We start from the raw sequence: 20,396 nt of genomic DNA, 5'->3' as shown, positions 1-20,396 counted from the left end.
CGGCGCTAGAAAGGATACTCAACCCAATGAGCGAAGAGCTTCCAATCCTTAATCCGATCGAAGTCCGTGTGCTCGGCTGCCTGATCGAGAAGAAGGAGCTGACGCCGGATGTCTATCCGCTGACGCTGAATGCAGCACTTGCAGCCGCCAACCAGAAGACGGCGCGCGAGCCTGTGATGGCGCTCGAGCCGACAGAGGTGCATCGGACGCTGAAGCTGCTCGAGCAGAAGGGGCTGGTGCGTCAGATGTTCGGCTCGCGCGTCGAGCGCTATGAGCATCAGATGGCGCAGCGCTTCTCGCTGACGAGGCCGCAGACTGCGGTGATCGGCCTGCTTTTGCTGCGCGGGCCGCAGACGGCGCATGAGTTGCTGGCGCGAGCTGAGCGCATGGCGCGGTTTTCGTCGATCGAAGACCTGCGCGCTGAACTCGACATGCTGATCGGCCGCCGACCGCCGCTGATCCAGGAAATACCGCGCGGGCCAGGCCAGCGCGAGGACCGCTACGTGCATCTGCTCGCAGGACCGGTGGACGTCGCGGCGTTATCGGTGCAGCGGAGCGCGCCGGCCTTGCCTGCTTCCGACCTGGAAGCGAGATTGGAGGCTCTGGAGCAGGAAGTCGCAGCCCTTCGCGCCCGGCTTGATGCGCTGGGCGCCTAATAGTTACCCGAGACGTTGGTGGGACAGCACCCCCCTCTGGCCTGCCGGCCATCTCCCCCTCAAGTGGGGAGATCAGATGTCACGCCGGCCTTCGCCAATCACGAACGTCGAAAGAAAGTGCCAGCTACCGAGCTTCCAATCTCCCCGGGAGATGCCCGGCAGGGCAGAGGGGGGCGCGAAGAATCGCTACCCCGGGCAAAATCGGCGGATCACCCCAGCTTCGCGTCGAGCGACACTGCGATGGCCCCCAGTGCCTTCGAAACCGGGCACTCCGCCTTGGCCTTCTCGGCCAGTTCCTTGAACTTCGCCGCATCAATGCCCGGCACCTTGCCGATCAGGGTGATGGCGCTGCCGGTGATGCCGGTGCCGGGCACCAGCGTCACCACCGCCTTGGCGTCGAGCTCGGTGGCGGGCGTGCCGTTCTCGGCCAGGAAATGCGACAGCTGCATGGCGTAGCAGCCGGCGTGTGCCGCCGCGATCAACTCTTCGGGATTGGTGCCGGATTTGCCGCTCTCGTCCTCGAAGCGAGCCTTGAACGAATAGGGCGTGCCCTTCAAGGTGCCGCTCTGGCTGTCGAGCGTGCCCGTGCCCTCCTTCAGATTGCCTTTCCAGACGGCGTTTGCGGTACGGTCCATAGAATTCTCCTTGATTACAGCGACAGCGCCGGCCACGCGGCGTTCCCTCCAACTATAGCCCGGCGGCAGGGGAAGACCACCGCGCTGTTTCGGCCGGATGCGACGCCGGCGTGCCCTGCAAATTTTTCTGAAAAAATGTGCGTGCAAAAATGTCGACTTGCATCGGCGCCGGCCGTCCTGCGAGCGTCCACGGATTCTCGTGGCGGATGGAGATCCAAGATGAACAATCTGTTTTCTGCCCATTGGAACGACGCCGACAAAAGCGCGCGTCTACACGAGATCGAGTGCTCGCGACCTTCCGGCTTCGGCCGGCTGCTTGCTGCGGTCGCCGTGATCGGCATTGCGGTCTGCGTGCTCGACCACGCTGCTGCCGGCAAGGATGCCGCCGGCGCCGTGATCACCTATGGTTCGTCACAGCAAGGGAGCTGGAAATGAAATATGTCTGTCTGGTCTACGGCGAGGAAAAGGACCTCCATGCCATGACGCCTGAGCGTCTGGCCAAGCTCGACGCCGATTCGATGGCCTATGACCGGTCATTGGACCAGCAAGGCAAGCTGATCATCGCGCAGGCGCTGCAATCGGTGAAGACGTCGAAGACGGTGCGGCGGCGCCAAGGCAAGCGGCTGATCACTGACGGTCCGTTTGCCGAAACCAAGGAGCAGTTGCTTGGTTTCGTCATGATCGAAGCCGACACTCTCGACAAGGCGCTGGAGATCGCCGGCAAAATTCCGCTGGCTGAAATCGGCACCGTCGAAGTCAGGGCGATCTACGACGTGCCGGGGTCATAGGCGGCGGCGACGTCATGCAGGCCGGCGGATCATATCCGCCGCCTTCTCGGCGATCATCACCACTGGCGAGGCGGTGTTGCCGGAGACGATGCGCGGCATGATCGACGCGTCGATGATCCGCAGCCCCTCGATACCGGTCACGCGCAGGTCCGGGCTGACGACGGCGCGGTCATCGATGCCCATCCGGCAGGTGCCGACCGGGTGGAAGATGGTCGTGGCGATCGAGCCGATCTGGTGCAGCAGGTCCTCGTCCGACTGGTGGGCGAGACCAGGCAGGATTTCTTCCGGATGGAAGCCGGCAAGAGCCTTGGCGGTCATGATGCTGCGCGCCTGGCGCACCGAACGCAGCGCGATCTCGCGGTCGCGCGCCGTAGAGAGGTAGTTCAGCCGGATCTCCGGCTGCACGGCCAGCTCGCGCGTCGTAGCGTGCACCGAGCCGACGCTCTCGGGCCGCAGATTGCAGACCGACATGGTGATTGCCGGGAACGGGTGCAGCGGGTCGCCCAGCCGGTCGGTAGACAAGGGCTGGACGTGGTACTCCAGGTCCGGCGTCGCCATCGACGGATCGGATTTCGAGAACATGCCGAACTGGCTCGGCGCCATCGACATCGGTCCCGAGCGGCCAAAGGCATATTGCAGCGCGATCTTCGCCTTGCCGCTCAGGCTGTTGGCTAGCGTGTTGAGCGTCAGCGCCGACGACACTTTGTAGACAGTGCGGATCTGCAGATGGTCCTGAAGGTTCTCGCCGACATCGGGGCTGGCGTGAACCACATCGATGCCGAGCGCGGCGAGGCGATCCGGCTCGCCGACCCCGGAAAGCTCCAGCAGTTTCGGCGTGTTGATCGAGCCGGCGGTCAGCAGCACCTCGCTCCTGGCCTTTGCCTCGATGGTTTGGCCGCCGACGCGATAACAAACGCCGATAGCACGCTTGCCCTCGAACAACACCGTCTCGACATGCGCGTTGACGACCAGCCTGAGGTTCGGCCGTCGCAGCGCCGGGCGCAAGAATGCCTTGGCTGTGTTCCAGCGCACGCCCTTGCTCTGGTTGACTTCGAAGAAGCCGGACCCCTCATTGTCGCCGTCGTTAAAATCCTCGCGCGGCATGATGCCGAATTCCTTGGCCGCCTCCTGCACGGTGTTCAGGATCGGCCACGACAGGCGTTGCCGCGCCACTTTCCATTCGCCGCGGGAGCCATGCAGCTCGGTCTTGCCGCCATGATGGTCCTCGGATTTGAGGAAGTAGGGCAGCACATCGTCCCAGCCCCAGCCGACATTGCCCATCTGCCGCCAGCCATCGTAGTCCGCCGCCTGGCCGCGCATGTAGATCATGCCGTTGACCGAGGTGCAGCCGCCCAGCACCTTGCCGCGGGGATAGACCAGCGAGCGGCCGTTCAGGCCGGCTTCGGGGGCAGTCTTCATCATCCAGTCGGTGCGCGGATTGCCGATGCAATAGAGATAGCCGACCGGGATATGCACCCAGTGATAATTGTCGCTGCCGCCGGCCTCAAGCAGCAGCACGCGCGTCGCCGGGTTTTCGCTCAGCCGATTGGCCAGCACGCAGCCCGCCGTGCCTGCGCCGACGATGATGTAGTCGTAGTCGCCATCGAGCCGTTGGGTCATTGCGGTGGTTTACTCGGCGGTGTTCTACTCGGTTCTGCCGCCTGTTCGGCCCAGAACGATCGCAGCGTATCGGCAAGGCCGCAATAGGCGCGATAACGCCTGTTGTAATGGTCCTGCATGGCCGGGTTCGGACGGTAGGCGGCGCTTGACCGGGTCATGGCGTCAACGCCGGCCTCGTAGTCGGCGAACAGGCCGGCCGCGACCCCGGCGCCGATTGCCGCGCCAAGCGCGCCGGTCTCGCGTGCTTCAGGGACGGTGATCGGCACGCCAAGCCCGTCGGCGAAGATTTGCGGCCAGTGCTCGCTGCGCGAACCGCCGCCGGACAGCACCGCCTTGTCGAAGCTGACACCGGCGTCCTTCAGGACATTGATGTGGCGCCGGTGCTCGAACATCACGCCCTCGAACAGCGCGCGCAGCATATGGCCTTCCCTATGCCAGCCGGCGAGGCCGTAGAAGCCGGCGCGGAACTCCGCCCCTTGTCCCGACCCGTAGAGAAACGGGTGGAACATCGGATCGTCCCAGGTTGGCGTCACCGCGCCGACAGCCGCGTTGCAGTGGCCGAACGGATCGTCATAATGGGCACCGCGCTCGACGCGAAGTCGGCGTTATCGCTAAGCGGTTGCATCATTAGTGCCCGTGACGAGCGACCTGAACCCAGGACGCCCGATCTCGGCGTCTGGATGATTAGGGGGCCAGCTCTGTTTTCTCATCAGATACAATTCTTGCGTGTTGAAGCAACGCCGGAGTTCTCCTATCGTCGCCGCAATTTTCGGGGGAATTCGACATGCCTTTCCTGATTGCTATTCTCGGCGTGCTGGGAGCCGGGGCGTTCTGGTGGTATCGCATGAAGGCCATGAACGAAGCCGCGCGCGAGGTCGCCGACGTCGTCGGCCGCGTCCAGGGCAACATAAGGCGCAAGAAGCTGCGCAAGCAGGCGGCGCTGTCGCCGCTGACGGCGATCGACGATCCGGTGGTGGCGGCAGCAACGCTGATCATGGCAATCGCGGCGGAGCATGGTCCGATCCTGCCGAAGCGCGAAACGGTTATCCGCGAGGTGATCTCGCAGATTGCGGACAACCAGAAGAAGACCGATGAAGCCGTCGTCTACGCCAAATGGGCCGCGGCGCAGATCGACGACACGACGATCGTCATCGACAAGCTGGCGCCCTTCCTGCGCGAGCGCCTCGATCCGCATGAGCGCGAAGACCTGCTGCAGATGCTGGATCGTGTTGCCAAGAGCGGCGAGCAGAGTTTCAAGGTCGCCGACCAACGCATGCTGCGACTGCGGCAGAAGCTGGGGTTTGAGGTCAACTGAGAAACAGCCCGGGCGCATGTCATTCTGGATAGCGAGCGTGGTAGGATCGGCTGCCGCTTACCTTATCGGCTCTACGCCTGCCGGCTATCTGGCGGGGAAACTGTTTAAGGGCATCGATATCCGGGAGCACGGCTCCAAGTCCACCGGTGCGACAAATGTATTGCGCACACTCGGGAAATGGCCAGCATTGGTGGTGCTTCTGGTGGACGTGCTGAAAGGGGCGGCAGCGGTCATCTTTGCCCGTTGGTTTTGTTTCTGGTCTTCCGCAACGCCGCCGTCGGCAACATCTGATATGCCCGTTTGGGCTCCTTGGGTTGTATGCCTGGCCGGACTCGCTGTTTTGCTTGGGCATAGCCGTTCGATCTGGCTGAATTTCACCGGCGGCAAATCGGCTGCGACGGGGTTGGGTGTTTTGTTGGCGATGTCCTGGCCTGTGGGTCTAGGCGCGGCGACGGCATTTGCCGTGGTGTTGGCAGTTTCCCGAATTGTGTCCCTGAGTTCGATGCTGGCGGCGCTCACCGCGGTCGCCCTCGTCGGCGGCATGGAACAACCATTGCCCTACCGGTTGCTGGTCATTGCCGGCGGCATCCACGTGATCGTGCGCCACCGCGCCAACATTGCGCGGCTGATGTCAGGAGCCGAGCCGCGTCTATGACAAAGCGGCACTCATTCCCGGCCTAAATCGCCTCACCCTTGAGCAGCCGTGGTGTGCCGTTGGACAACCCCGATGCCTGGCGAATGAAGAACTCCTTCAGCCTGGGCATCCGTTCGACAAGGCCGAGGCCTATGTCGCGGAGCTGGCGCAGCGGGCCGATGTCGTTGGAAAACAGCCGGTTCAGCACATCTGTGGTGACGCCCATCTGCACCGTGTCGAAGCGGCGCCATTGCTGGTAGCGCTCGAGCACGTCGAGCGCGCCGATATCCTGTCCCAAGCGATCGGCCTCGACCACCACTTCGGCAAGGGCCGCCACATCCTTGAAGCCGAGATTGAGGCCCTGGCCGGCGATCGGGTGGATGCCGTGCGCGGCGTCGCCGGCAAGTGCTACGCGCGGGGCGACGAAGGCGCGCGCGATGGTCAGGCCGAGCGGCCAGGCGCGCGGCTTGTCGGTGACGCGGATTTCGCCGAGCTTCAGGCCGAAGCGCATTTCAAGCTCCTGCTCGAAGACGAGGTCGTCGCCCGAGACCAGCTTCTCGGCATCCTCGGAACGTTCGACCCAGACCAGCGACGAACGGTTGGTGCCGTCCTCGGTCGGCTTGAGCGGCAGCGTTGCAAACGGGCCGGCCGGCAGAAAATGCTCTTCGGCGCGGCCATTGTGCGGGCGCTCATGCGCCACCGTGCAGACGATGCCGGACTGGCCATATTCCCATTTCACCGTCTTGATGCCGGCCATGTCGCGCAATTTGGAATTGACGCCGTCGGCGGCGACCAGCAGCCGCGCCTTAATCGCCGCGCCGTCGGCCAGATGCACGGTGATGCCGGCGCCATTGCCGTCGAACGATGCGACCGCGACACCTTCGATGATGTCGATGCCGAGCTTTTGCGCGCGGCGGCGCAAGGCGCCGTTCAGGTCCTTGTTGGTGACCATGTGGGCGAACGGTTCGCCCGGCGCGACCTCGCCATCGAAGGTGAGAAACACCGGACGCACCGGATCGGCGGTGCGCGAATCGGTGACGATCATCTCGGTGATCGCCTGCGATTGCCCGACGATTTCCTGCCAGACGCCGAGCTGGTCGAGCATGCGGCAGGCGGCGGCGGCGATCGCCGAGGCGCGGCGGTCCTTCTGCCAGACGCCGGCGGGGGCAGCATCAACGACCGCCACGGCGAGGCCCGGCCGCGCCTGTTTCAGCGACACGGCGGCGGCGAGGCCGACATAGCCGGCGCCAGCGACCAGCACGTCGAGCGGGTTTTTTGCGTCCGTGTTGCGGTTCGCCATGTCAATTCCTTTCGAAGTCTCGACCATCCCCGCCCACTGGGGCATTCCGGCCTTGACTGCCCGCCATTCCTGTCGGAAACCGCCATAGCATCTTACGGCGAGGTCACGAAGCATGACGGCGGCCATGGACGAGCTTCTCAGCATTCTCGACCTCGAGCAGCTGGAACACAATCTGTACCGTGGTCGCAGCCCCAAGCTCGACTGGCAGCGCGTTTTCGGCGGCCAGACCATCGCCCAGGCGCTGGTCGCCGCGCAGCGCACCGTCGAGCCCGAGCGCCACGTGCATTCGCTGCACGGCTATTTCATGCGGCCCGGCGACACCAAGGTGCCGATCGTCTACGAGGTCGACCGCATCCGCGATGGCGGCTCCTTCACCACGCGGCGCGTGGTGGCGATCCAGCACGGCCAGGCGATCTTTTCGCTGGAAGCCTCGTTCCAGCAGGACGAGGTTGGCCTTGAGCATCAGCTGCCGATGCCGCGCGACGTGCCGCCGCCCGACAGCCTGTTGTCGCAGCGCGAATTGCTGGGCAAGTTCGGCGAGGCGGTGCCGGACGGCATCAAGCGCTACTGGGAGCGTGACCGGCCGATCGAGATGAAGCCGGTGATGCTGAAGCATTACACCAGCCGCGAAAAGCTGGAGCCGCAGCAGAACATCTGGATCCGCACCACCGGCCCGGTGCCGGCCGACCGCGGCATCCAGGCGGCGGTGCTTGCTTACCTCTCCGACATGACGCTGCTCGACACCTCGACCTTTGCGCACGGCCGCGCCATTTTCGACCGCGACATCCAGGCGGCGAGCCTCGACCATGCGATGTGGTTCCATCGCAGCCATCCGCTCGATGACTGGATCCTGTACACGCAGGACAGCCCGTCGACGCAGGGGTCGCGCGGCTTCACCCGCGGCTCGCTGTTTGCCCGCGACGGCACCCTGATCGCCTCGGTTGCCCAGGAAGGCCTGATCCGGCTGAAGCGGCCGCCTGCGGAATAGGCATTTTCGAAAAATTGCCTACTTTTTAATCAGTGACTGTCCGTTGACAGTGCGCACCGTGGCGCCGGGACTCGAGCGATCCGTTTATTTACAATGAGTTAACACCCTGCTTCCGCAACTGGCACGGAGCTTGAATCCTGTTGGGCACTCTCCGGGCTTTTTGGGATCGGTGAAGGTGTGCAAACGCGGGGGACCGCAACAGCAAAGGGTGAAACCTTATGAAAATCGTGATGGCAATCATCAAGCCGTTCAAGCTCGACGAGGTGCGCGAAGCGCTCACCGCCGTCGGCATCCAGGGCCTGACCGTCACCGAAGTCAAAGGCTACGGGCGTCAGAAGGGACACACGGAAATCTATCGCGGGGCGGAATACGCGGTCAGTTTCCTGCCGAAAATCAAGATCGAAGTCGCGGTTAGCACAGACCTGGTCGACAAGGCCGTCGAAGCCATCACGGCGGCGGCCAAGACCGGCCAGATCGGCGACGGCAAGATCTTCGTCTTCGGCATCGATCAGGCGGTGCGCATCCGTACCGGCGAAACAGACACCGACGCACTTTGAGCGGCGAACACGTATTCCAATGGAGAGTTCAATGAATATACCTTCCACCTTGAAGTCAGTGGCGCGCTCCGCGCTGCTGGGCTCCTTAGCGCTCGGAGCATTGGGCACGGTTGCTGCCTTCGCGCAGGAGGCGGCTCCCGCCGTCGCGGCGGCAGCGCCAGCAGCGCCGGCTTTTACCGTCGACAAGGGCGACACCACGTGGATGATGATTTCCACCGTGCTGGTGCTGTTGATGACCATTCCCGGCCTTGCGCTTTTCTACGGCGGCCTGGTTCGTACCAAGAACATGCTGTCGGTGCTGATGCAGGTCTTCACCATCACCAGCGTGGTCATGATCATCTGGGTCTTCTACGGCTACAGCCTCGCCTTCACCCCGGGCAACGCCTTCGTCGGCGGCCTTTCGAAGATGTTTCTCTCCGGCGTCAACGTATCAACGCTTTCGGAAACCTTCAGCAAGGGCGTCGCCATTCCTGAACTGGTGTTCGTCGTCTTCCAGATGACCTTCGCCTGCATCACGCCCGCCCTGATCGTCGGCGCATTCGCCGAACGCGTCAAATTCTCCGCCTTGATCCTTTTCGTTATCCTATGGGTGACGTTAATCTACTTCCCGATCGCGCACATGGTCTGGTTCTGGGGCGGCCCGAGCGCCTATGCCGACCCGTCCGGCCTGATCTTCAGCTTCGGCGCCATCGACTTCGCCGGCGGCACGGTCGTTCACATCAATGCGGGCATTGCCGGTCTCGTCGGCGCGCTGATGATCGGCAAGCGCATCGGCTACAAGAAGGACATCATGGCGCCGCACTCGATGACGCTGACCATGGTCGGCGCTTCATTGCTGTGGGTCGGCTGGTTCGGCTTCAACGCCGGTTCGAACCTCGAAGCGAACGCCTATGCGGTGCTGGCGATGATCAACACCTTCGTCGCCACGGCGGCGGCGGCAGTGGCCTGGATCGTGCTTGAATCGCTGCTGCGCGGCAAAGCCTCCATGCTCGGCGCTGTTTCGGGCGCGGTCACCGGCCTCGTCGCGATTACGCCGGCTGCAGGTTTTGCCGGCCCGATGGGCGCTATCGTGCTTGGCATCGTTGCCACCTTCGTCTGCTACTTCTTCGTCTCGGTGGTGAAGAACACGTTCGACTATGATGACAGCCTCGATGTCTTCGGCGTCCACTGCGTCGGTGGCATCATCGGTGCGCTAGGCACTGGCATTCTGGTCAATCCCGCCCTCGGCGGCGCCGGCATCGTCGACTATTCGACGGCCGACTTCGCCGCCGGCTATGCCGGCACGGCCACGCAGCTCCTGGCGCAGGGCAAAGGCGTCATGGTAACCCTGCTGTGGTCGGGCATCGGCAGCGCAATCCTCTACAAGGTCGTCGACTTGATCATCGGTCTGCGTCCGACAGCCGACGCCGAGCGCGAAGGCCTCGACCTGACTTCGCATGGCGAAGCGGCCTACCACTCGTAAGCCTTGCGGGGCGGCTCGGCCGCCCCGCATTCTCCCATCCCGTCGTGACGCTCCCGAAAGGAGTTCACGCTTTGAGGCCCGGGTCATTCCGGGCCTCTCTTTTTGGCAACCGTGCTGGCAGGCCTCGGTCCCTGCGCAATCACGTTCTAGTGATGGCCGCCGGCGGGGAGACGTCGACCGGATTGGTTCTGAACTGTTGAGACTGCCTACAGTGGAGTGAGCAAGATCCGTGGCTCTGGGTGCGTATAGTTAATGCGGCCTTAACCTTCCCCCCGATAGTCTGACATCCGAATCTGCCGGAGTGCGTCATGCGCCCGGCCAGTCCATGACAGACGGGGAACGAAGCATGCGTTCAGGGGCTTCAGCACCGCTCGCGCTGACCGATACGGGGCACGGCATCCAGGCATTCGCGCGGCGCCAGGTCGGGCGGCTGGTCGGCGCCGGCCTGTTTGCGCTGGTCGCCTTTGGCGTCGCGGCGCTGGCGACCTGGAACGTCGCCGATCCCAGCTTCTCGCACGCCACCGCCAACATCGTCACCAACGCCATGGGTTATGCGGGCGCGGTATTCTCCGACCTCGCCATGCAGTTCTTCGGCCTTGCCGCGGTCGCCGCCCTGGTGCCGGCGGTGATCTGGGGCTTTCTCCTGTTTTCGGCGCGCGGCGTCGACAGGCTGCCGAAGCGCGGCCTTGCGTGGTTCGGCTTCGCGCTGCTCGCGGCGGCGATGGCCGGCTGCGTGGTGCCGCCCAAGACGTGGCCGTTGCCGACCGGCCTCGGCGGTGTGTTCGGCGACATGGTGCTCAATATTCCGGGCGTGGTCATTGGCGGCTACCCGACCGGCATCGTTGCCAGCATCATTGCCATGGTGCTCATTGCGCCGGCGCTGTGGCTGTTTGCCTATGGCTCGGCGCTGATTGCGCGCAAGAACGGCTTTGCCGTCATGGAGCGCACCGCGGAGCCCGATCCCCGAGAGGACGATCTGCTCTTCGACGAAGACGAGGACGAGGGCGACGAGGGGATACTGGCGCTCGGCGCCGTTACCCACTGGTGGCTGTCTTTCCGCGCCTGGATGCATCGCCGGGCTGTGCGCCGCCAGCAGGAGCGCGACGAGTTCGAGCCGGAGATGGAGCAGCGCTCCACCGCATGGCGCCGCGCCGCCGAACGGGTCGAATCGGCGGAATTCGCCGAAGCGCGGATGAGCCCGGATGGCCGCGCCCGCGTCGAGCCGGAATTCTTCGCCGCCATGGTCAATGACCGCAGCGTTTCCGTCGATCCGGACGATGACGACGTCCTCGATGCCGGTTTCGACAATGGCGACGAGGAGGTCGAACTCGACGACGAGCCGGTCCAGCGCCGTGCCGCGCCGAACGCCAAGGTGCAAAACTTCCGGTCAGATGCGGCGACCCGCGTCGCCGCACCTGCGCCGCGTCCCGCTCCCGGCGCGCGCGTCCAGCGCGAGGCGCAGACCTCGCTGATCGGCTCGGAAACATTCGAAATGCCGTCGCTGCATTTCCTGTCGGAGCCGAAGAACGTGGTGCGCGACGCCAGCCTGTCCAAGGACGCGCTGGAGCAGAATGCGCGCCTGCTCGAAGGCGTTCTGGAGGATTTCGGCGTCAAGGGCGAGATTATCGCGGTACGGCCCGGCCCGGTGGTCACGCTCTATGAACTGGAACCGGCGCCCGGCATCAAATCGTCGCGCGTCATCGGCCTGTCCGACGACATCGCCCGCTCGATGAGCGCCATTGCCTGCCGCGTCGCCGTGGTGCCCGGCCGCAACGCCATCGGCATCGAATTGCCGAATGCCAAGCGCGAGACCGTCTATCTCCGGGAGATCCTGGCCAGCCGCGATTTCGAGACGACCAAGTCCAAGCTGGCGCTGGCGCTGGGCAAGACCATCAATGGTGAGGCGGTGATCGTCGACATCGCCAAGATGCCGCATGTGCTGGTCGCCGGCACCACCGGCTCCGGCAAGTCCGTCGCCATCAACACCATGATCCTGTCGCTGCTCTACAAGCTGACGCCGCAGGACTGCCGGCTGATCATGATCGACCCGAAGATGCTCGAACTCTCCGTCTATGACGGCATCCCGCACCTGCTGACCCCGGTGGTCACCGACCCGAAGAAGGCCGTGGTGGCGTTGAAGTGGACGGTGCGCGAGATGGAGGACCGCTACCGCAAGATGTCCAAGGTCGGCGTGCGCAACATCGACGGCTTCAACGCGCGCGTGCAGTTGGCTGAAAGGAAGGGCGAAAAAATCTCGCGCACCGTGCAGACCGGCTTCGACCGCCAGACCGGCGAGGCGATCTACGAGACCGAGAACCTCGATCTCGAGCCGATGCCCTACATCGTCGTCATCATCGACGAGATGGCCGATTTGATGATGGTCGCCGGCAAGGACATCGAAGGCGCGGTGCAGCGCCTGGCACAGATGGCGCGCGCGGCCGGCATCCATGTCATCATGGCGACGCAGCGTCCGTCGGTCGACGTCATCACCGGCACCATCAAGGCCAATTTCCCGACCCGTATCTCCTTTCAGGTGACGTCGAAGATCGACAGCCGCACCATTCTGGGCGAGCAGGGCGCCGAGCAGCTGCTCGGCATGGGCGACATGCTGTACATGGCCGGCGGCGGCCGCATCCAGCGCGTGCACGGCCCGTTCGTCGCCGACGACGAGGTCGAGAAGATCGTCGCCCATCTGAAGCTGCAGGGCGTGCCCGAATATCTCGACGCCATCACCGAGGATGACGGCGAGGACGATGACGAGCCGTCGGGCAGGGGCGGCGCTGGTGGTGGCGGCAACAGCAATTTCGAGGATTCCGACGATCCCTACGACCAGGCGGTCTCGGTCGTGCTGCGCGACGGCAAGGCGTCGACCAGCTATATCCAGCGCCGGCTCGGCATCGGCTACAACCGCGCCGCCTCGATCATCGAGAAGATGGAGAAGGAAGGCATTGTCGGCCCGGCCAACCATGCCGGCAAACGCGAAATCCTGGTGCCGACCGAGGACGACAAGTTCTGATCAGCCGATACGGCCCGGCGGCAACCTTGAACCTTTTGGCGCGTTACAGCGACTGAGCGCTGTCCGGCCCGCCAAACTTAAGTCTAACTGGGGGTCCACGGACTGCAACGAGACACACACCACACGAGAGTGACCGGCATGAAAAACGATCTTTCCGCGATCAGCGATTTCGCTCCAAACCGTCGCCAGTTGCTCGGCCTTGGCCTGATGCTTGCCGGCGCCGCGGCCATCAACGTCGTGCCGGGGTTCCAGCTCCTGGCCTCGGCGCAGGCGGCGGTGCCGCCGACGGCGCAAAAGATCGCCGACCATTTCTCCTCGGTCAAATCGATGAGCGGCGAGTTCGTCCAGTTCGGCCCCAACAACCAGCAGACCGGCGGCAAGTTCTTCCTTGAGCGGCCAGGCAAGATTCGCTTCAACTATGACGGCAAGTCCAATTTCCGGGTGATTTCCGACGGCAAGTCGGTGGTCATCCTCAACAAGCGGCTGAAAACGTCCGATCTCTATCCGTTGTCGAAGACGCCGCTGAAGCTGTTGCTCGACACCAAGATCGACCTCTCGGGGGGCCGCGTGAAATCGATCAAGGAAGAAAGCGACCTCACCACCATCCAGCTTGCCGACAAGTCGGTGTTCGGCAATTCGAAGATCACTATGATGTTCGATCCGAAATCCTATGATCTGCGCCAGTGGACCATCACCGACGCGCAGGGCAAGGACACCACGGTGATGATCTACAACACCAAGGAAGGCGTCAGCTTCCCTGCGGACACCTTTGCCATCGACTATGCGGCGAACCGCGAGCTGAACACCAACCAGCGCTAGATGCGGTGAGGCCGGCCTGCCAATGGCGATCTCCTGCGCTTCCGGTGCTCACGTGGTTTAAGTACGCTCCGCTCCGGTTCTCGGAGACCGCCATTCGACTCGGCCTGATCTGAATCAGAGCCGCCGCCCGCAAAGGCTGGCTTGTGTTTGTGGCGCTAGGCTGGCAGTAGATCGGCGACCTTGTTCGGACCGCCGCATGCCCTTCTCCATCGCCACCTGGAACATCAACTCCGTGCGCCTGCGCATGCCGATCGTCGAGCGGCTGCTGACGGAGCAGGCGCCCGATGTGCTTTGCCTGCAGGAGACGAAGGTTCCCGACGAGCTGTTTCCGGAAAAGGCGTTCCGCAAGGCCGGCTACGAGCACATCGCATTCCATGGCCAGAAGGGCTATCACGGCGTTGCGACGGTGGCGCGGCGGCCGATCGAGATTGTCGAGAAACGGCGCTTCTGCGAGATCGATGACAGCCGGCATCTGTCGGTCAAGGTGCAGGCCGGCGGCAAGGCAATCCTGGTCCACAATTTCTACGTGCCGGCCGGCGGCGACGAGCCCGATCCGGAGATCAACCGCAAGTTCCGCCACAAGCTCGATTTCGTTGCCGAGATGAACGCCATCCGCGCCGCGCATGACGAGGTGTCGGCCTCGATCCTGGTCGGCGACCTCAACATCGCTCCGCAGGAGCACGATGTCTGGTCGCACAAGCAATTGCTCAACGTCGTCAGCCACACGCCGGTCGAGACGCAAAATTTCGACGCGATGCGGATCGCCGGCGACTGGGTCGACCTGATGCGGCTCGACGTGCCGCCAGAGCAGAAGCTCTACACCTGGTGGAGCTATCGCGCGCGGGACTGGGAAGCCTCGAACCGCGGCCGCCGGCTCGACCATGTCTGGTCGTCACCGAACCTGGTGCCGAGCTTTGCCGGCTATGAGATCCTGCGAGAGGCGCGTGGCTGGGAGCGGCCCTCGGACCATGTGCCGGTGATTGCGCGGTTCGACCTGGATTAGGCGGGCCGATATTCAGGTGAGGCCGGCCTGCAAATGGCCGATACCTGCGCTTCCGGTGCTCGCGTACTTTGAGTACGCTCCGCTCCGGTTCTCGGTATCAGCCATTTTCGACTCGGCCTGACCTGAATCTCGACACACCCAAGCGTGAGCGCGGTCGCGGGGACCTACCCGCCAAACCTTGGCGCCAGCTTCTCGATGCGGGCGATCATGGCCTGGAAATCATCGAGGATGCGCTGGTGCAGTTTCACCGCCACCTCGGGATATTCCTCCAGGATGCGGCGAAACATCTTGCGGCTCAACCTTATCACTTCCGAATCGGTCTCGGCCGAGGCGCTGGTCAGCCGTCTTGAGTCGGCGATCAGCGCCAGTTCGCTGAGGATCGTGCCGGGGCCGGCGGTGCCGATCGGGATGCGGTCGCCATCCTGCTCCCGGTAGAGCACGATGCGGCCACTGACCACGATATAGGCCGAGTCGGCTTCGTCATCCTCGCGGTACAGCTTGCGGTCGGCCTGCAGATGGGTGGCTTCGGCGCCGAAGGCGAGCAGGCGCAGCTGTTCCTGCGTGAAACCCTCAAAGAGCTTCACGGCGGACAGGATGCGGATGTCGTCATCCAGCGCCATCTCTAGCTGCGTCCCCGAACGGTCAGTCCAATCCCTCCCTTAGAGCGCCGCGTGTCCAATTGAACGCGCAAAGGACGCTCTAACACTTCAATCTGCGCAGCGGGCCGATCCAGGCTCCCCCAGCCGGATCCTCCCCGAAACAGTCCCGCCCCGACCGCTTATTGAACAATGAAAAGTTTAAGGAACCAGCTTGTAGCCGCCGCTTTCTGTCACAAGAATTTCAGCATTGGAAGGATCGCGCTCGATCTTCTGGCGCAGCCGGTAGACGTGAGTTTCGAGCGTGTGCGTTGTGACGCCGGAATTGTAGCCCCACACTTCCTCGAGCAGGACGTCGCGCGTCACCACCTTCTGGTCGGCTCGATAGAGATATTTGATGATCGAGGCTTCCTTCTCGGTCAGCCGCACCTTGCCGCCGCGCTGGTCGATCAGAAGCTTCTGGCTGGGCTTGAACGTGTAGGGCCCGACCGAAAAGGTGGCGTCTTCGCTTTGCTCGTGCTGGCGCAGTTGTGCGCGTATGCGGGCGAGCAGCACGGCGAAGCGGAACGGCTTGGTGACATAGTCGTTGGCGCCGGCCTCGAGGCCCAGAATTGTGTCGGAATCGGTATCGTGGCCGGTCAGCATGATGATCGGCGCCTTGTAGCCGCCCTTGCGCAGGATCTTCACCGCCTCGCGGCCATCCATGTCGGGCAGCCCGACGTCCATGATGAGCAGGTCGATGAGCCCGCCGCGCGCCGCGGCGACGCCTTTGGCGGCGGTCGCTTCCTGCAAGACGTCGAATTCTTCGTAAAGGGCCAGTTGCTCGACGAGGGTTCCGCGCAGGTCGTCATCGTCGTCAACGATCAGAATGGTACGTGATGTCATGGATCAATCCATTGTTTTGAAAAGAATTTTCAGTTGACCGCCCCCCATTTATGCGGAAGCTGACCGGCGCAACAGTCCGATCACAGTGATTTGTTCCGTGACACGATCATACAAGAAAAAACGCGATCGCAATGCAGCCGGCGCAATTTTGCCGAAAGGGCTGCGTGTGCTGGTGGTTCGGGCGAGGCCGGGCAACCCCAGCCAGGGGATATTGCAGGCCGGCAGCAAGGTGTTTGCCTGCGCGCTCGGACGCGGCGGCATCTCAGCCAACAAGCGCGAAGGCGACGGTGCGACGCCGCTTGGCGAGATGCGGATTTTGTCAGGATATTTTCGGGGCGATCATTTCGCGGCCGGCCGCAAAACCCGGCTGGCGATGGCGCCGATCGGCGCCGATCTCGGCTGGTGCGAGGTGCCGGACGACCGCAACTACAACCGGCCGGTGAAAATCCCCTATGGCGCCAGCCATGAGCGAATGCGGCGCGACGACCGCCTCTATGACGCCTGCCTGGTGCTCGACTGGAACATGGCGCCGCGCCGGCGCGGCCGCGGCAGCGCCATCTTCTTCCATCTGGCGCGCCCAGGCTTCACACCGACGCAAGGCTGCGTGGCGGTGACAGCGCGGACAATGGCGCGGCTGTTGCCGCTGGTGTCGGACCGGACGGTGGTGAGGGTGGTGAGGTAGGGAGTAGGGAGTAGGGAGTAGGGAGTAGGGAGTAGGGAGTAGGGAATAGGGAATAGGGAATAGGGAATAGGGAGTAGGCTGGTGTCGGCGCCGTTTCAATCCTTCACTACTCACTACTCACCATTGCCTAACGCCTTCTCGGCTTCTGCCACCCAGTGTCCAGCAATCCAAGCCGGCCGAGTTCCCGGTCCACGGCCCGCGTCACGTCCTTGCGCTGCGCGCCGACGTCGCGCAACTGGCGATCCGACAGATCCTCCACGTCCTGGCGCGGCAGGTTGATGGCGACTTTCGCCTGGCGAAGCCAGTCCGTTACGGCATGCAACCAGTTCGAGCGAGCTGCTGGCGAGTTCAAAACGAAGATGGACATGATGCGCTCCCGTGTTCCGCCGGATATCAAATCCGGCTTGATGGTGTTTCGATGGATGCATCATGCCGCATTGAAATCCATGAGAGAAACGAGTAGTTCTTTTCGGATCGTGAAGTTTTATTTGAGGATACGTTGATGTCCCGTCTGTTGCCCGGAACGCGCGCGCTGAGGACTCTGGAAGCCGCCGCCCGCCACCTCAATTTCACCCGCGCTGCCGACGAGCTCGGGCTGACGCCGGCGGCGGTCAGCCACCAGATCAAGGAAATCGAGGATCAGCTCGGGCTGGTGCTGTTCACGCGAACCAGTCGTACCATCCGGTTGACCGAGGCAGGTACGGTGCTGTTCGAGGCCTCGATCGATGCGCTCGACCTGCTCAACCGGGCGGTGTCGCGGGCGCGCAAGCTGACGCGCGGCACGGCATTGCTGAAGGTAACGCTCGACGCGCAGTTCGCGTCAAAATGGCTGATGCGGCGCGTCGATGATTTTCGCAAACTTCAGCCCAATATCGAACTGAGGTTCGACATCGGCTACGAAGTGCGCGATTTCGAACTCGACGATGTCGATGTCGGCATCCGGTTCGGGGTTGGCAAGTATCCGGGGCTTCGCGCCCATCGCCTGTTCGACAACATCCTCATTCCGGTGTGCAGCCCGAGCCTGCTGACCTCCGGCCCGCCGCTGCGCGAACCGCGCGACCTCTTCAACCACACGCTTGCCCATATCGAATGGTCGCGCCAAGGCGTGACATGGCCGAACTGGCGCATGTGGATGGCCGCGGCCGGCATCAACGATTTCGACGACAGCCGGACTATCGTGTTTGGAACCTCTACCGATGCCGTGCAGGCGGCGCTCGACGGCAATGCCGTGGCGCTCGCCGAGTTCGCCATGGTGGCAAACGACCTTTCCCAGGGAAGGCTGGTGCAGCCCTTTGAACTCGGTCTGCGCGTGGGGCCGGAGTTCGGCTACTTCCTGGTCTATCCCGAGAGCACTGCCAACGATCCGCGCATCATCGCTTTCCGTGAATGGATCCTCGAGGAAGTCGCCAGGACGCAGACCTGACGACTTCTGCAGGCCTCAGCCGGCGACCGGCGTCCCGAACCAGCCGATCACCGCGCCGATGATCAACAGCACGCCGAGCCAGTGGCCGCCGTCGATGAGGGTCAGGTCCCAGCCGAAATTCTCATAGCGATGGTTGGCCGTCAGCGTCGTGGCGACGAAACCCAGCCAGAGGACGAAGCCGAAGACCAGCCCTGCGACAAGGACCGGCTCGCCGCCGGTCATCGCGCCGACGACCAAGGCTAAGACCAGCGCCATGATCAGCTCGGCGATGAAGGAGATGATGAAGGGCAATATCGATTTCTTTGACGTTGACGGATCGATCCTGGCCGCCCTCATCCAAAGCTTGCTGAGGGCCGTGTACCAGACGGCGCCAAACAGCCACGCCGCGACGGCCGCGACAACCACCGCCAGCCAGTTCACCACTGAAAAATCCATAAAGTCCTCCCCTCAAGCATGCAGCCCAAAGCCTGACGGTTCTGGGATAACGACATGCGTATTCTTCAAATCAATGCGCGATGGAACGCCTGTTCGGCAATGCCGTCAAGCGAAGCGCCACACCGTGGTGCGCTTGACCAGGGCGTCCTCCAGCGCCCGCGTCACCGCCACTTCGTAGACTGCGAGCGGCTCCAGTCCCGCCTTCGGCATGTAGGAGCGGCCCGGATCGCCGACGAGGATGTCAGCGCCGCGCGCCTTCAGTGTCGAAAACCACGGCATCAGCGTGTCGGCGAAGGATTTGTCGTAGAAGACGTCGCCGGCCAGCACAACGTCCCAGCCGGCGTCGGTGCCGATGCAGTCCGTGCCGCAAAAGTCGATGGCAACGCCATTGGCCTCTGCGTTGAGGCGGATCGCCGTTTCGCAGAACGGGTCGATGTCGGCGGCGATCACGTGCGCCGCACCCGCCTTGGCGGCGGCGATGGCGACAAGGCCGGAGCCGGAGGCGAAGTCGAGCACGCGTTTGCCCCGCACATCCGACGGATTGTCCAGCACGTAACGGGCAAGGCCCTGACCGCCGGCCCAGGCAAAGGCCCAGAACGGCGGCGGCAGGCCGATTTCAATCAGCTCGTTCTCCGTGCGCTGCCAGAGGTCATGCGCTTCGTCGGCAAGATTGAGGACAATCTCCGGCACATGCGGCGGCGACATAAGCGCCGTGTTGTCGAGAATGAACTTTTTCGCGCTGTTCGGCGTGAGGACCGTCACGGAGCCGGCGTCAGGCCGCCCATGCGGCAGACTTCCTTCCATTCGGCCGGCGTCACCGGCTGTACGGAAAGCCGTCCAAGCCGCACCAGCGCCATCTCGGCAAGCTTCGGATTGGCCTTGACCTGCTCCAGCGTCGGCGGGTTCGGCACGTCCTTGAAGGCGCGGATGTCGACGCATTCCCAGCGCGGATCGTCGGTGGTGGTATCCTGATGGGCAAGCGCGCAGACCTCGGCAATGCCGACGACGTTCAGCCCCTCATTGGAGTGATAGAAGAAGCCGAGATCGCCGATCTGCATCGCCTTCATGTTGTTGCGCGCTGCATAGTTGCGCACGCCGTCCCACTGCGTGCCGGCCTTGCCCTTGGCCTTCAGCGCCTCGAAGGAGAAGACCGAAGGTTCGGATTTGAACAGCCAGTAGTTCATGTCTTTGCTCCAACTACTATTTTTGCGCAATTCCGGACGGAAAACCGTTACACACTTTTCCTGGGATCACTCTAGGCGCCGCCGGAACTAACTAGCCGCCGGCTTGTTGAAGGTCCAGTTCCACTGGCGGATTTCGACACTTTCGAACAGCCCGGCCTTGGCATAGGGGTCGGCAGCCGACAGCGCCTGCGCACCGGCGAGGTCGGGCGCTTCCACGACGACGAGGCTGCCATTGGGCTTGCCCTCGGCGTCGAGGAACGGGCCGGCAAAGGCCAGTTTGTTGTCGGCGTTCAGGCGTTCGAGAAAGGCGACGTGGACCGGCCGCGTATCGACCCGCACCTGCAGGCTGCCCGGCTTGTCCTTGCAAATCAACGCAAACAGCATGTTAAACTCCGGTT

At 63.4% G+C, this 20,396-nt stretch carries 23 protein-coding genes and 1 pseudogene; 13 read left to right on the top strand and 11 right to left on the bottom strand.

Going from position 1 to position 20,396, the window contains the following annotated elements; genetic code table 11:
* The first annotated feature begins 26 nt into the window (after positions 1-26).
* The gene (locus tag AC3EMP_RS02995) at positions 27-656 is read left to right on the top strand and encodes a YceH family protein (protein WP_023683887.1); all 630 of its coding nucleotides are present in this window, start codon (positions 27-29) and stop codon (positions 654-656) included.
* A gap of 209 nt (positions 657-865) precedes the next feature.
* Here AC3EMP_RS02995 and AC3EMP_RS02990 read toward each other — a convergent pair whose 3' ends face one another.
* Complete coding sequence (locus AC3EMP_RS02990) at positions 866-1,291, bottom strand: OsmC family protein (protein WP_023807689.1); 426 nt, start codon at positions 1,289-1,291, stop codon at positions 866-868.
* 219 nt (positions 1,292-1,510) lie between these two features.
* Here AC3EMP_RS02990 and AC3EMP_RS02985 point away from each other — a divergent pair, with 219 nt between their 5' ends.
* Together AC3EMP_RS02985 and AC3EMP_RS02980 are read left to right on the top strand one after the other, a co-directional pair.
* On the top strand, positions 1,511-1,726 hold the full coding sequence (locus AC3EMP_RS02985; protein WP_023698372.1) for a hypothetical protein: 216 nt from the start codon (positions 1,511-1,513) through the stop codon (positions 1,724-1,726).
* A complete protein-coding gene (locus AC3EMP_RS02980; protein WP_023698373.1) occupies positions 1,723-2,079 on the top strand; it encodes a YciI family protein in 357 nt (118 codons plus the stop codon). Before AC3EMP_RS02985 ends, AC3EMP_RS02980 begins: the two co-directional genes overlap by 4 nt.
* A 12-nt stretch (positions 2,080-2,091) precedes the next feature.
* Here the strand turns inward: AC3EMP_RS02980 and AC3EMP_RS02975 are convergent, their stop codons facing one another.
* Both AC3EMP_RS02975 and AC3EMP_RS02970 read right to left on the bottom strand, forming a co-directional pair.
* Entirely contained in the window at positions 2,092-3,699 is a 1,608-nt protein-coding gene (locus AC3EMP_RS02975; protein WP_023742127.1) for a GMC family oxidoreductase, read from the bottom strand.
* Positions 3,696-4,286 (bottom strand): annotated as a pseudogene (locus tag AC3EMP_RS02970) (FGGY-family carbohydrate kinase); the annotation flags it as partial. The pseudogene AC3EMP_RS02970 and the gene AC3EMP_RS02975, both read right to left, overlap by 4 nt.
* Before the next feature lie 197 nt (positions 4,287-4,483).
* On the opposite strand from AC3EMP_RS02970, the gene AC3EMP_RS02965 reads away from it, so the two are divergent.
* Together AC3EMP_RS02965 and plsY are read left to right on the top strand one after the other, a co-directional pair.
* The gene (locus AC3EMP_RS02965; RefSeq protein ID WP_023698376.1) at positions 4,484-5,014 is read left to right on the top strand and encodes a hypothetical protein; all 531 of its coding nucleotides are present in this window, start codon (positions 4,484-4,486) and stop codon (positions 5,012-5,014) included.
* A gap of 16 nt (positions 5,015-5,030) precedes the next feature.
* The gene (plsY, locus tag AC3EMP_RS02960) at positions 5,031-5,669 is read left to right on the top strand and encodes a glycerol-3-phosphate 1-O-acyltransferase PlsY (protein ID WP_352713043.1); all 639 of its coding nucleotides are present in this window, start codon (positions 5,031-5,033) and stop codon (positions 5,667-5,669) included.
* Between the two features lie 22 nt (positions 5,670-5,691).
* Here plsY and AC3EMP_RS02955 read toward each other — a convergent pair whose 3' ends face one another.
* Positions 5,692-6,948: a ubiquinone biosynthesis hydroxylase gene (locus AC3EMP_RS02955; protein ID WP_023826894.1), complete on the bottom strand. Its 1,257-nt coding sequence runs from the start codon at positions 6,946-6,948 to the stop codon at positions 5,692-5,694.
* A 112-nt stretch (positions 6,949-7,060) separates the two neighbouring features.
* Between AC3EMP_RS02955 and tesB the strand changes: the two genes are divergently transcribed.
* The 6 genes from tesB (at position 7,061) to xth (ending at position 14,793) form a co-directional block, all read left to right on the top strand.
* On the top strand, positions 7,061-7,936 hold the full coding sequence (tesB, locus tag AC3EMP_RS02950) for an acyl-CoA thioesterase II (RefSeq protein ID WP_023687727.1): 876 nt from the start codon (positions 7,061-7,063) through the stop codon (positions 7,934-7,936).
* Between the two features lie 218 nt (positions 7,937-8,154).
* A complete protein-coding gene (locus tag AC3EMP_RS02945) occupies positions 8,155-8,493 on the top strand; it encodes a P-II family nitrogen regulator (RefSeq protein ID WP_023670499.1) in 339 nt (112 codons plus the stop codon).
* A gap of 31 nt (positions 8,494-8,524) precedes the next feature.
* Entirely contained in the window at positions 8,525-9,955 is a 1,431-nt protein-coding gene (locus AC3EMP_RS02940) for an ammonium transporter (protein WP_352713046.1), read from the top strand.
* A 346-nt stretch (positions 9,956-10,301) separates the two neighbouring features.
* A complete protein-coding gene (locus AC3EMP_RS02935) occupies positions 10,302-12,971 on the top strand; it encodes a DNA translocase FtsK (protein ID WP_352713049.1) in 2,670 nt (889 codons plus the stop codon).
* A gap of 138 nt (positions 12,972-13,109) precedes the next feature.
* Complete coding sequence (locus AC3EMP_RS02930) at positions 13,110-13,790, top strand: outer-membrane lipoprotein carrier protein LolA (RefSeq protein WP_023670496.1); 681 nt, start codon at positions 13,110-13,112, stop codon at positions 13,788-13,790.
* 196 nt (positions 13,791-13,986) lie between these two features.
* Positions 13,987-14,793: an exodeoxyribonuclease III gene (gene xth / locus AC3EMP_RS02925; RefSeq protein WP_023670495.1), complete on the top strand. Its 807-nt coding sequence runs from the start codon at positions 13,987-13,989 to the stop codon at positions 14,791-14,793.
* A 164-nt stretch (positions 14,794-14,957) separates the two neighbouring features.
* Here xth and AC3EMP_RS02920 read toward each other — a convergent pair whose 3' ends face one another.
* Complete coding sequence (locus tag AC3EMP_RS02920; protein WP_023730228.1) at positions 14,958-15,413, bottom strand: cyclic nucleotide-binding domain-containing protein; 456 nt, start codon at positions 15,411-15,413, stop codon at positions 14,958-14,960.
* Positions 15,414-15,590: 177 nt separating this feature from the next.
* Complete coding sequence (locus AC3EMP_RS02915) at positions 15,591-16,274, bottom strand: response regulator transcription factor (protein ID WP_023670493.1); 684 nt, start codon at positions 16,272-16,274, stop codon at positions 15,591-15,593.
* Between the two features lie 145 nt (positions 16,275-16,419).
* Between AC3EMP_RS02915 and AC3EMP_RS02910 the strand changes: the two genes are divergently transcribed.
* Positions 16,420-16,956 (top strand): L,D-transpeptidase family protein, encoded by a 537-nt coding sequence (locus AC3EMP_RS02910; RefSeq protein ID WP_196813612.1) that lies wholly within the window; start codon positions 16,420-16,422, stop codon positions 16,954-16,956.
* A 127-nt stretch (positions 16,957-17,083) separates the two neighbouring features.
* Here AC3EMP_RS02910 and AC3EMP_RS02905 read toward each other — a convergent pair whose 3' ends face one another.
* Positions 17,084-17,323, bottom strand: coding sequence for a hypothetical protein (locus tag AC3EMP_RS02905; protein ID WP_023670491.1), 240 nt, complete (start codon positions 17,321-17,323; stop codon positions 17,084-17,086).
* A 135-nt stretch (positions 17,324-17,458) separates the two neighbouring features.
* Here AC3EMP_RS02905 and gcvA point away from each other — a divergent pair, with 135 nt between their 5' ends.
* Positions 17,459-18,379: a transcriptional regulator GcvA gene (gcvA, locus tag AC3EMP_RS02900; RefSeq protein ID WP_352713052.1), complete on the top strand. Its 921-nt coding sequence runs from the start codon at positions 17,459-17,461 to the stop codon at positions 18,377-18,379.
* Positions 18,380-18,394: 15 nt separating this feature from the next.
* Here gcvA and AC3EMP_RS02895 read toward each other — a convergent pair whose 3' ends face one another.
* The 4 genes from AC3EMP_RS02895 to AC3EMP_RS02880 all read right to left on the bottom strand — a co-directional run bounded on the left by AC3EMP_RS02895 (position 18,395) and on the right by AC3EMP_RS02880 (position 20,382).
* On the bottom strand, positions 18,395-18,814 hold the full coding sequence (locus AC3EMP_RS02895) for a DUF1761 domain-containing protein (protein WP_352713055.1): 420 nt from the start codon (positions 18,812-18,814) through the stop codon (positions 18,395-18,397).
* Positions 18,815-18,919: 105 nt separating this feature from the next.
* Positions 18,920-19,618, bottom strand: a complete 699-nt coding sequence (locus tag AC3EMP_RS02890; RefSeq protein WP_023702382.1) for a class I SAM-dependent methyltransferase — start codon at positions 19,616-19,618, stop codon at positions 18,920-18,922.
* Positions 19,573-19,998, bottom strand: coding sequence for an EVE domain-containing protein (locus tag AC3EMP_RS02885; protein ID WP_023670487.1), 426 nt, complete (start codon positions 19,996-19,998; stop codon positions 19,573-19,575). Before AC3EMP_RS02885 ends, AC3EMP_RS02890 begins: the two co-directional genes overlap by 46 nt.
* An 87-nt stretch (positions 19,999-20,085) precedes the next feature.
* A complete protein-coding gene (locus tag AC3EMP_RS02880; RefSeq protein WP_023687732.1) occupies positions 20,086-20,382 on the bottom strand; it encodes a YciI-like protein in 297 nt (98 codons plus the stop codon).
* Positions 20,383-20,396: the final 14 nt, after the last annotated feature.

Source organism: Mesorhizobium sp. P160219 (assembly GCF_057786095.1).
This window is presented reverse-complemented; position numbering and strand designations above follow the sequence as displayed.

What these genes read in the sequence shown, in the direction of transcription:
- AC3EMP_RS02980 (WP_023698373.1), top strand. Translation starts at nt 1,723, where the DNA reads ATGAAATATGTCTGTCTGGTCTACGGCGAGGAAAAGGACCTCCATGCC.
- tesB (WP_023687727.1), top strand. Translation starts at nt 7,061, where the DNA reads ATGACGGCGGCCATGGACGAGCTTCTCAGCATTCTCGACCTCGAGCAG.
- AC3EMP_RS02930 (WP_023670496.1), top strand. Translation starts at nt 13,110, where the DNA reads ATGAAAAACGATCTTTCCGCGATCAGCGATTTCGCTCCAAACCGTCGC.
- AC3EMP_RS02920 (WP_023730228.1), bottom strand. Translation starts at nt 15,413, where the DNA reads ATGGCGCTGGATGACGACATCCGCATCCTGTCCGCCGTGAAGCTCTTT.
- plsY (WP_352713043.1), top strand. Translation starts at nt 5,031, where the DNA reads ATGTCATTCTGGATAGCGAGCGTGGTAGGATCGGCTGCCGCTTACCTT.
- AC3EMP_RS02990 (WP_023807689.1), bottom strand. Translation starts at nt 1,291, where the DNA reads ATGGACCGTACCGCAAACGCCGTCTGGAAAGGCAATCTGAAGGAGGGC.
- AC3EMP_RS02985 (WP_023698372.1), top strand. Translation starts at nt 1,511, where the DNA reads ATGAACAATCTGTTTTCTGCCCATTGGAACGACGCCGACAAAAGCGCG.
- xth (WP_023670495.1), top strand. Translation starts at nt 13,987, where the DNA reads ATGCCCTTCTCCATCGCCACCTGGAACATCAACTCCGTGCGCCTGCGC.
- AC3EMP_RS02885 (WP_023670487.1), bottom strand. Translation starts at nt 19,998, where the DNA reads ATGAACTACTGGCTGTTCAAATCCGAACCTTCGGTCTTCTCCTTCGAG.
- gcvA (WP_352713052.1), top strand. Translation starts at nt 17,459, where the DNA reads ATGTCCCGTCTGTTGCCCGGAACGCGCGCGCTGAGGACTCTGGAAGCC.
- AC3EMP_RS02895 (WP_352713055.1), bottom strand. Translation starts at nt 18,814, where the DNA reads ATGGATTTTTCAGTGGTGAACTGGCTGGCGGTGGTTGTCGCGGCCGTC.
- AC3EMP_RS02880 (WP_023687732.1), bottom strand. Translation starts at nt 20,382, where the DNA reads ATGCTGTTTGCGTTGATTTGCAAGGACAAGCCGGGCAGCCTGCAGGTG.
- AC3EMP_RS02995 (WP_023683887.1), top strand. Translation starts at nt 27, where the DNA reads ATGAGCGAAGAGCTTCCAATCCTTAATCCGATCGAAGTCCGTGTGCTC.
- AC3EMP_RS02905 (WP_023670491.1), bottom strand. Translation starts at nt 17,323, where the DNA reads ATGTCCATCTTCGTTTTGAACTCGCCAGCAGCTCGCTCGAACTGGTTG.
- AC3EMP_RS02965 (WP_023698376.1), top strand. Translation starts at nt 4,484, where the DNA reads ATGCCTTTCCTGATTGCTATTCTCGGCGTGCTGGGAGCCGGGGCGTTC.
- AC3EMP_RS02940 (WP_352713046.1), top strand. Translation starts at nt 8,525, where the DNA reads ATGAATATACCTTCCACCTTGAAGTCAGTGGCGCGCTCCGCGCTGCTG.
- AC3EMP_RS02935 (WP_352713049.1), top strand. Translation starts at nt 10,302, where the DNA reads ATGCGTTCAGGGGCTTCAGCACCGCTCGCGCTGACCGATACGGGGCAC.
- AC3EMP_RS02945 (WP_023670499.1), top strand. Translation starts at nt 8,155, where the DNA reads ATGAAAATCGTGATGGCAATCATCAAGCCGTTCAAGCTCGACGAGGTG.
- AC3EMP_RS02975 (WP_023742127.1), bottom strand. Translation starts at nt 3,699, where the DNA reads ATGACCCAACGGCTCGATGGCGACTACGACTACATCATCGTCGGCGCA.
- AC3EMP_RS02890 (WP_023702382.1), bottom strand. Translation starts at nt 19,618, where the DNA reads ATGGAAGGAAGTCTGCCGCATGGGCGGCCTGACGCCGGCTCCGTGACG.
- AC3EMP_RS02955 (WP_023826894.1), bottom strand. Translation starts at nt 6,948, where the DNA reads ATGGCGAACCGCAACACGGACGCAAAAAACCCGCTCGACGTGCTGGTC.
- AC3EMP_RS02915 (WP_023670493.1), bottom strand. Translation starts at nt 16,274, where the DNA reads ATGACATCACGTACCATTCTGATCGTTGACGACGATGACGACCTGCGC.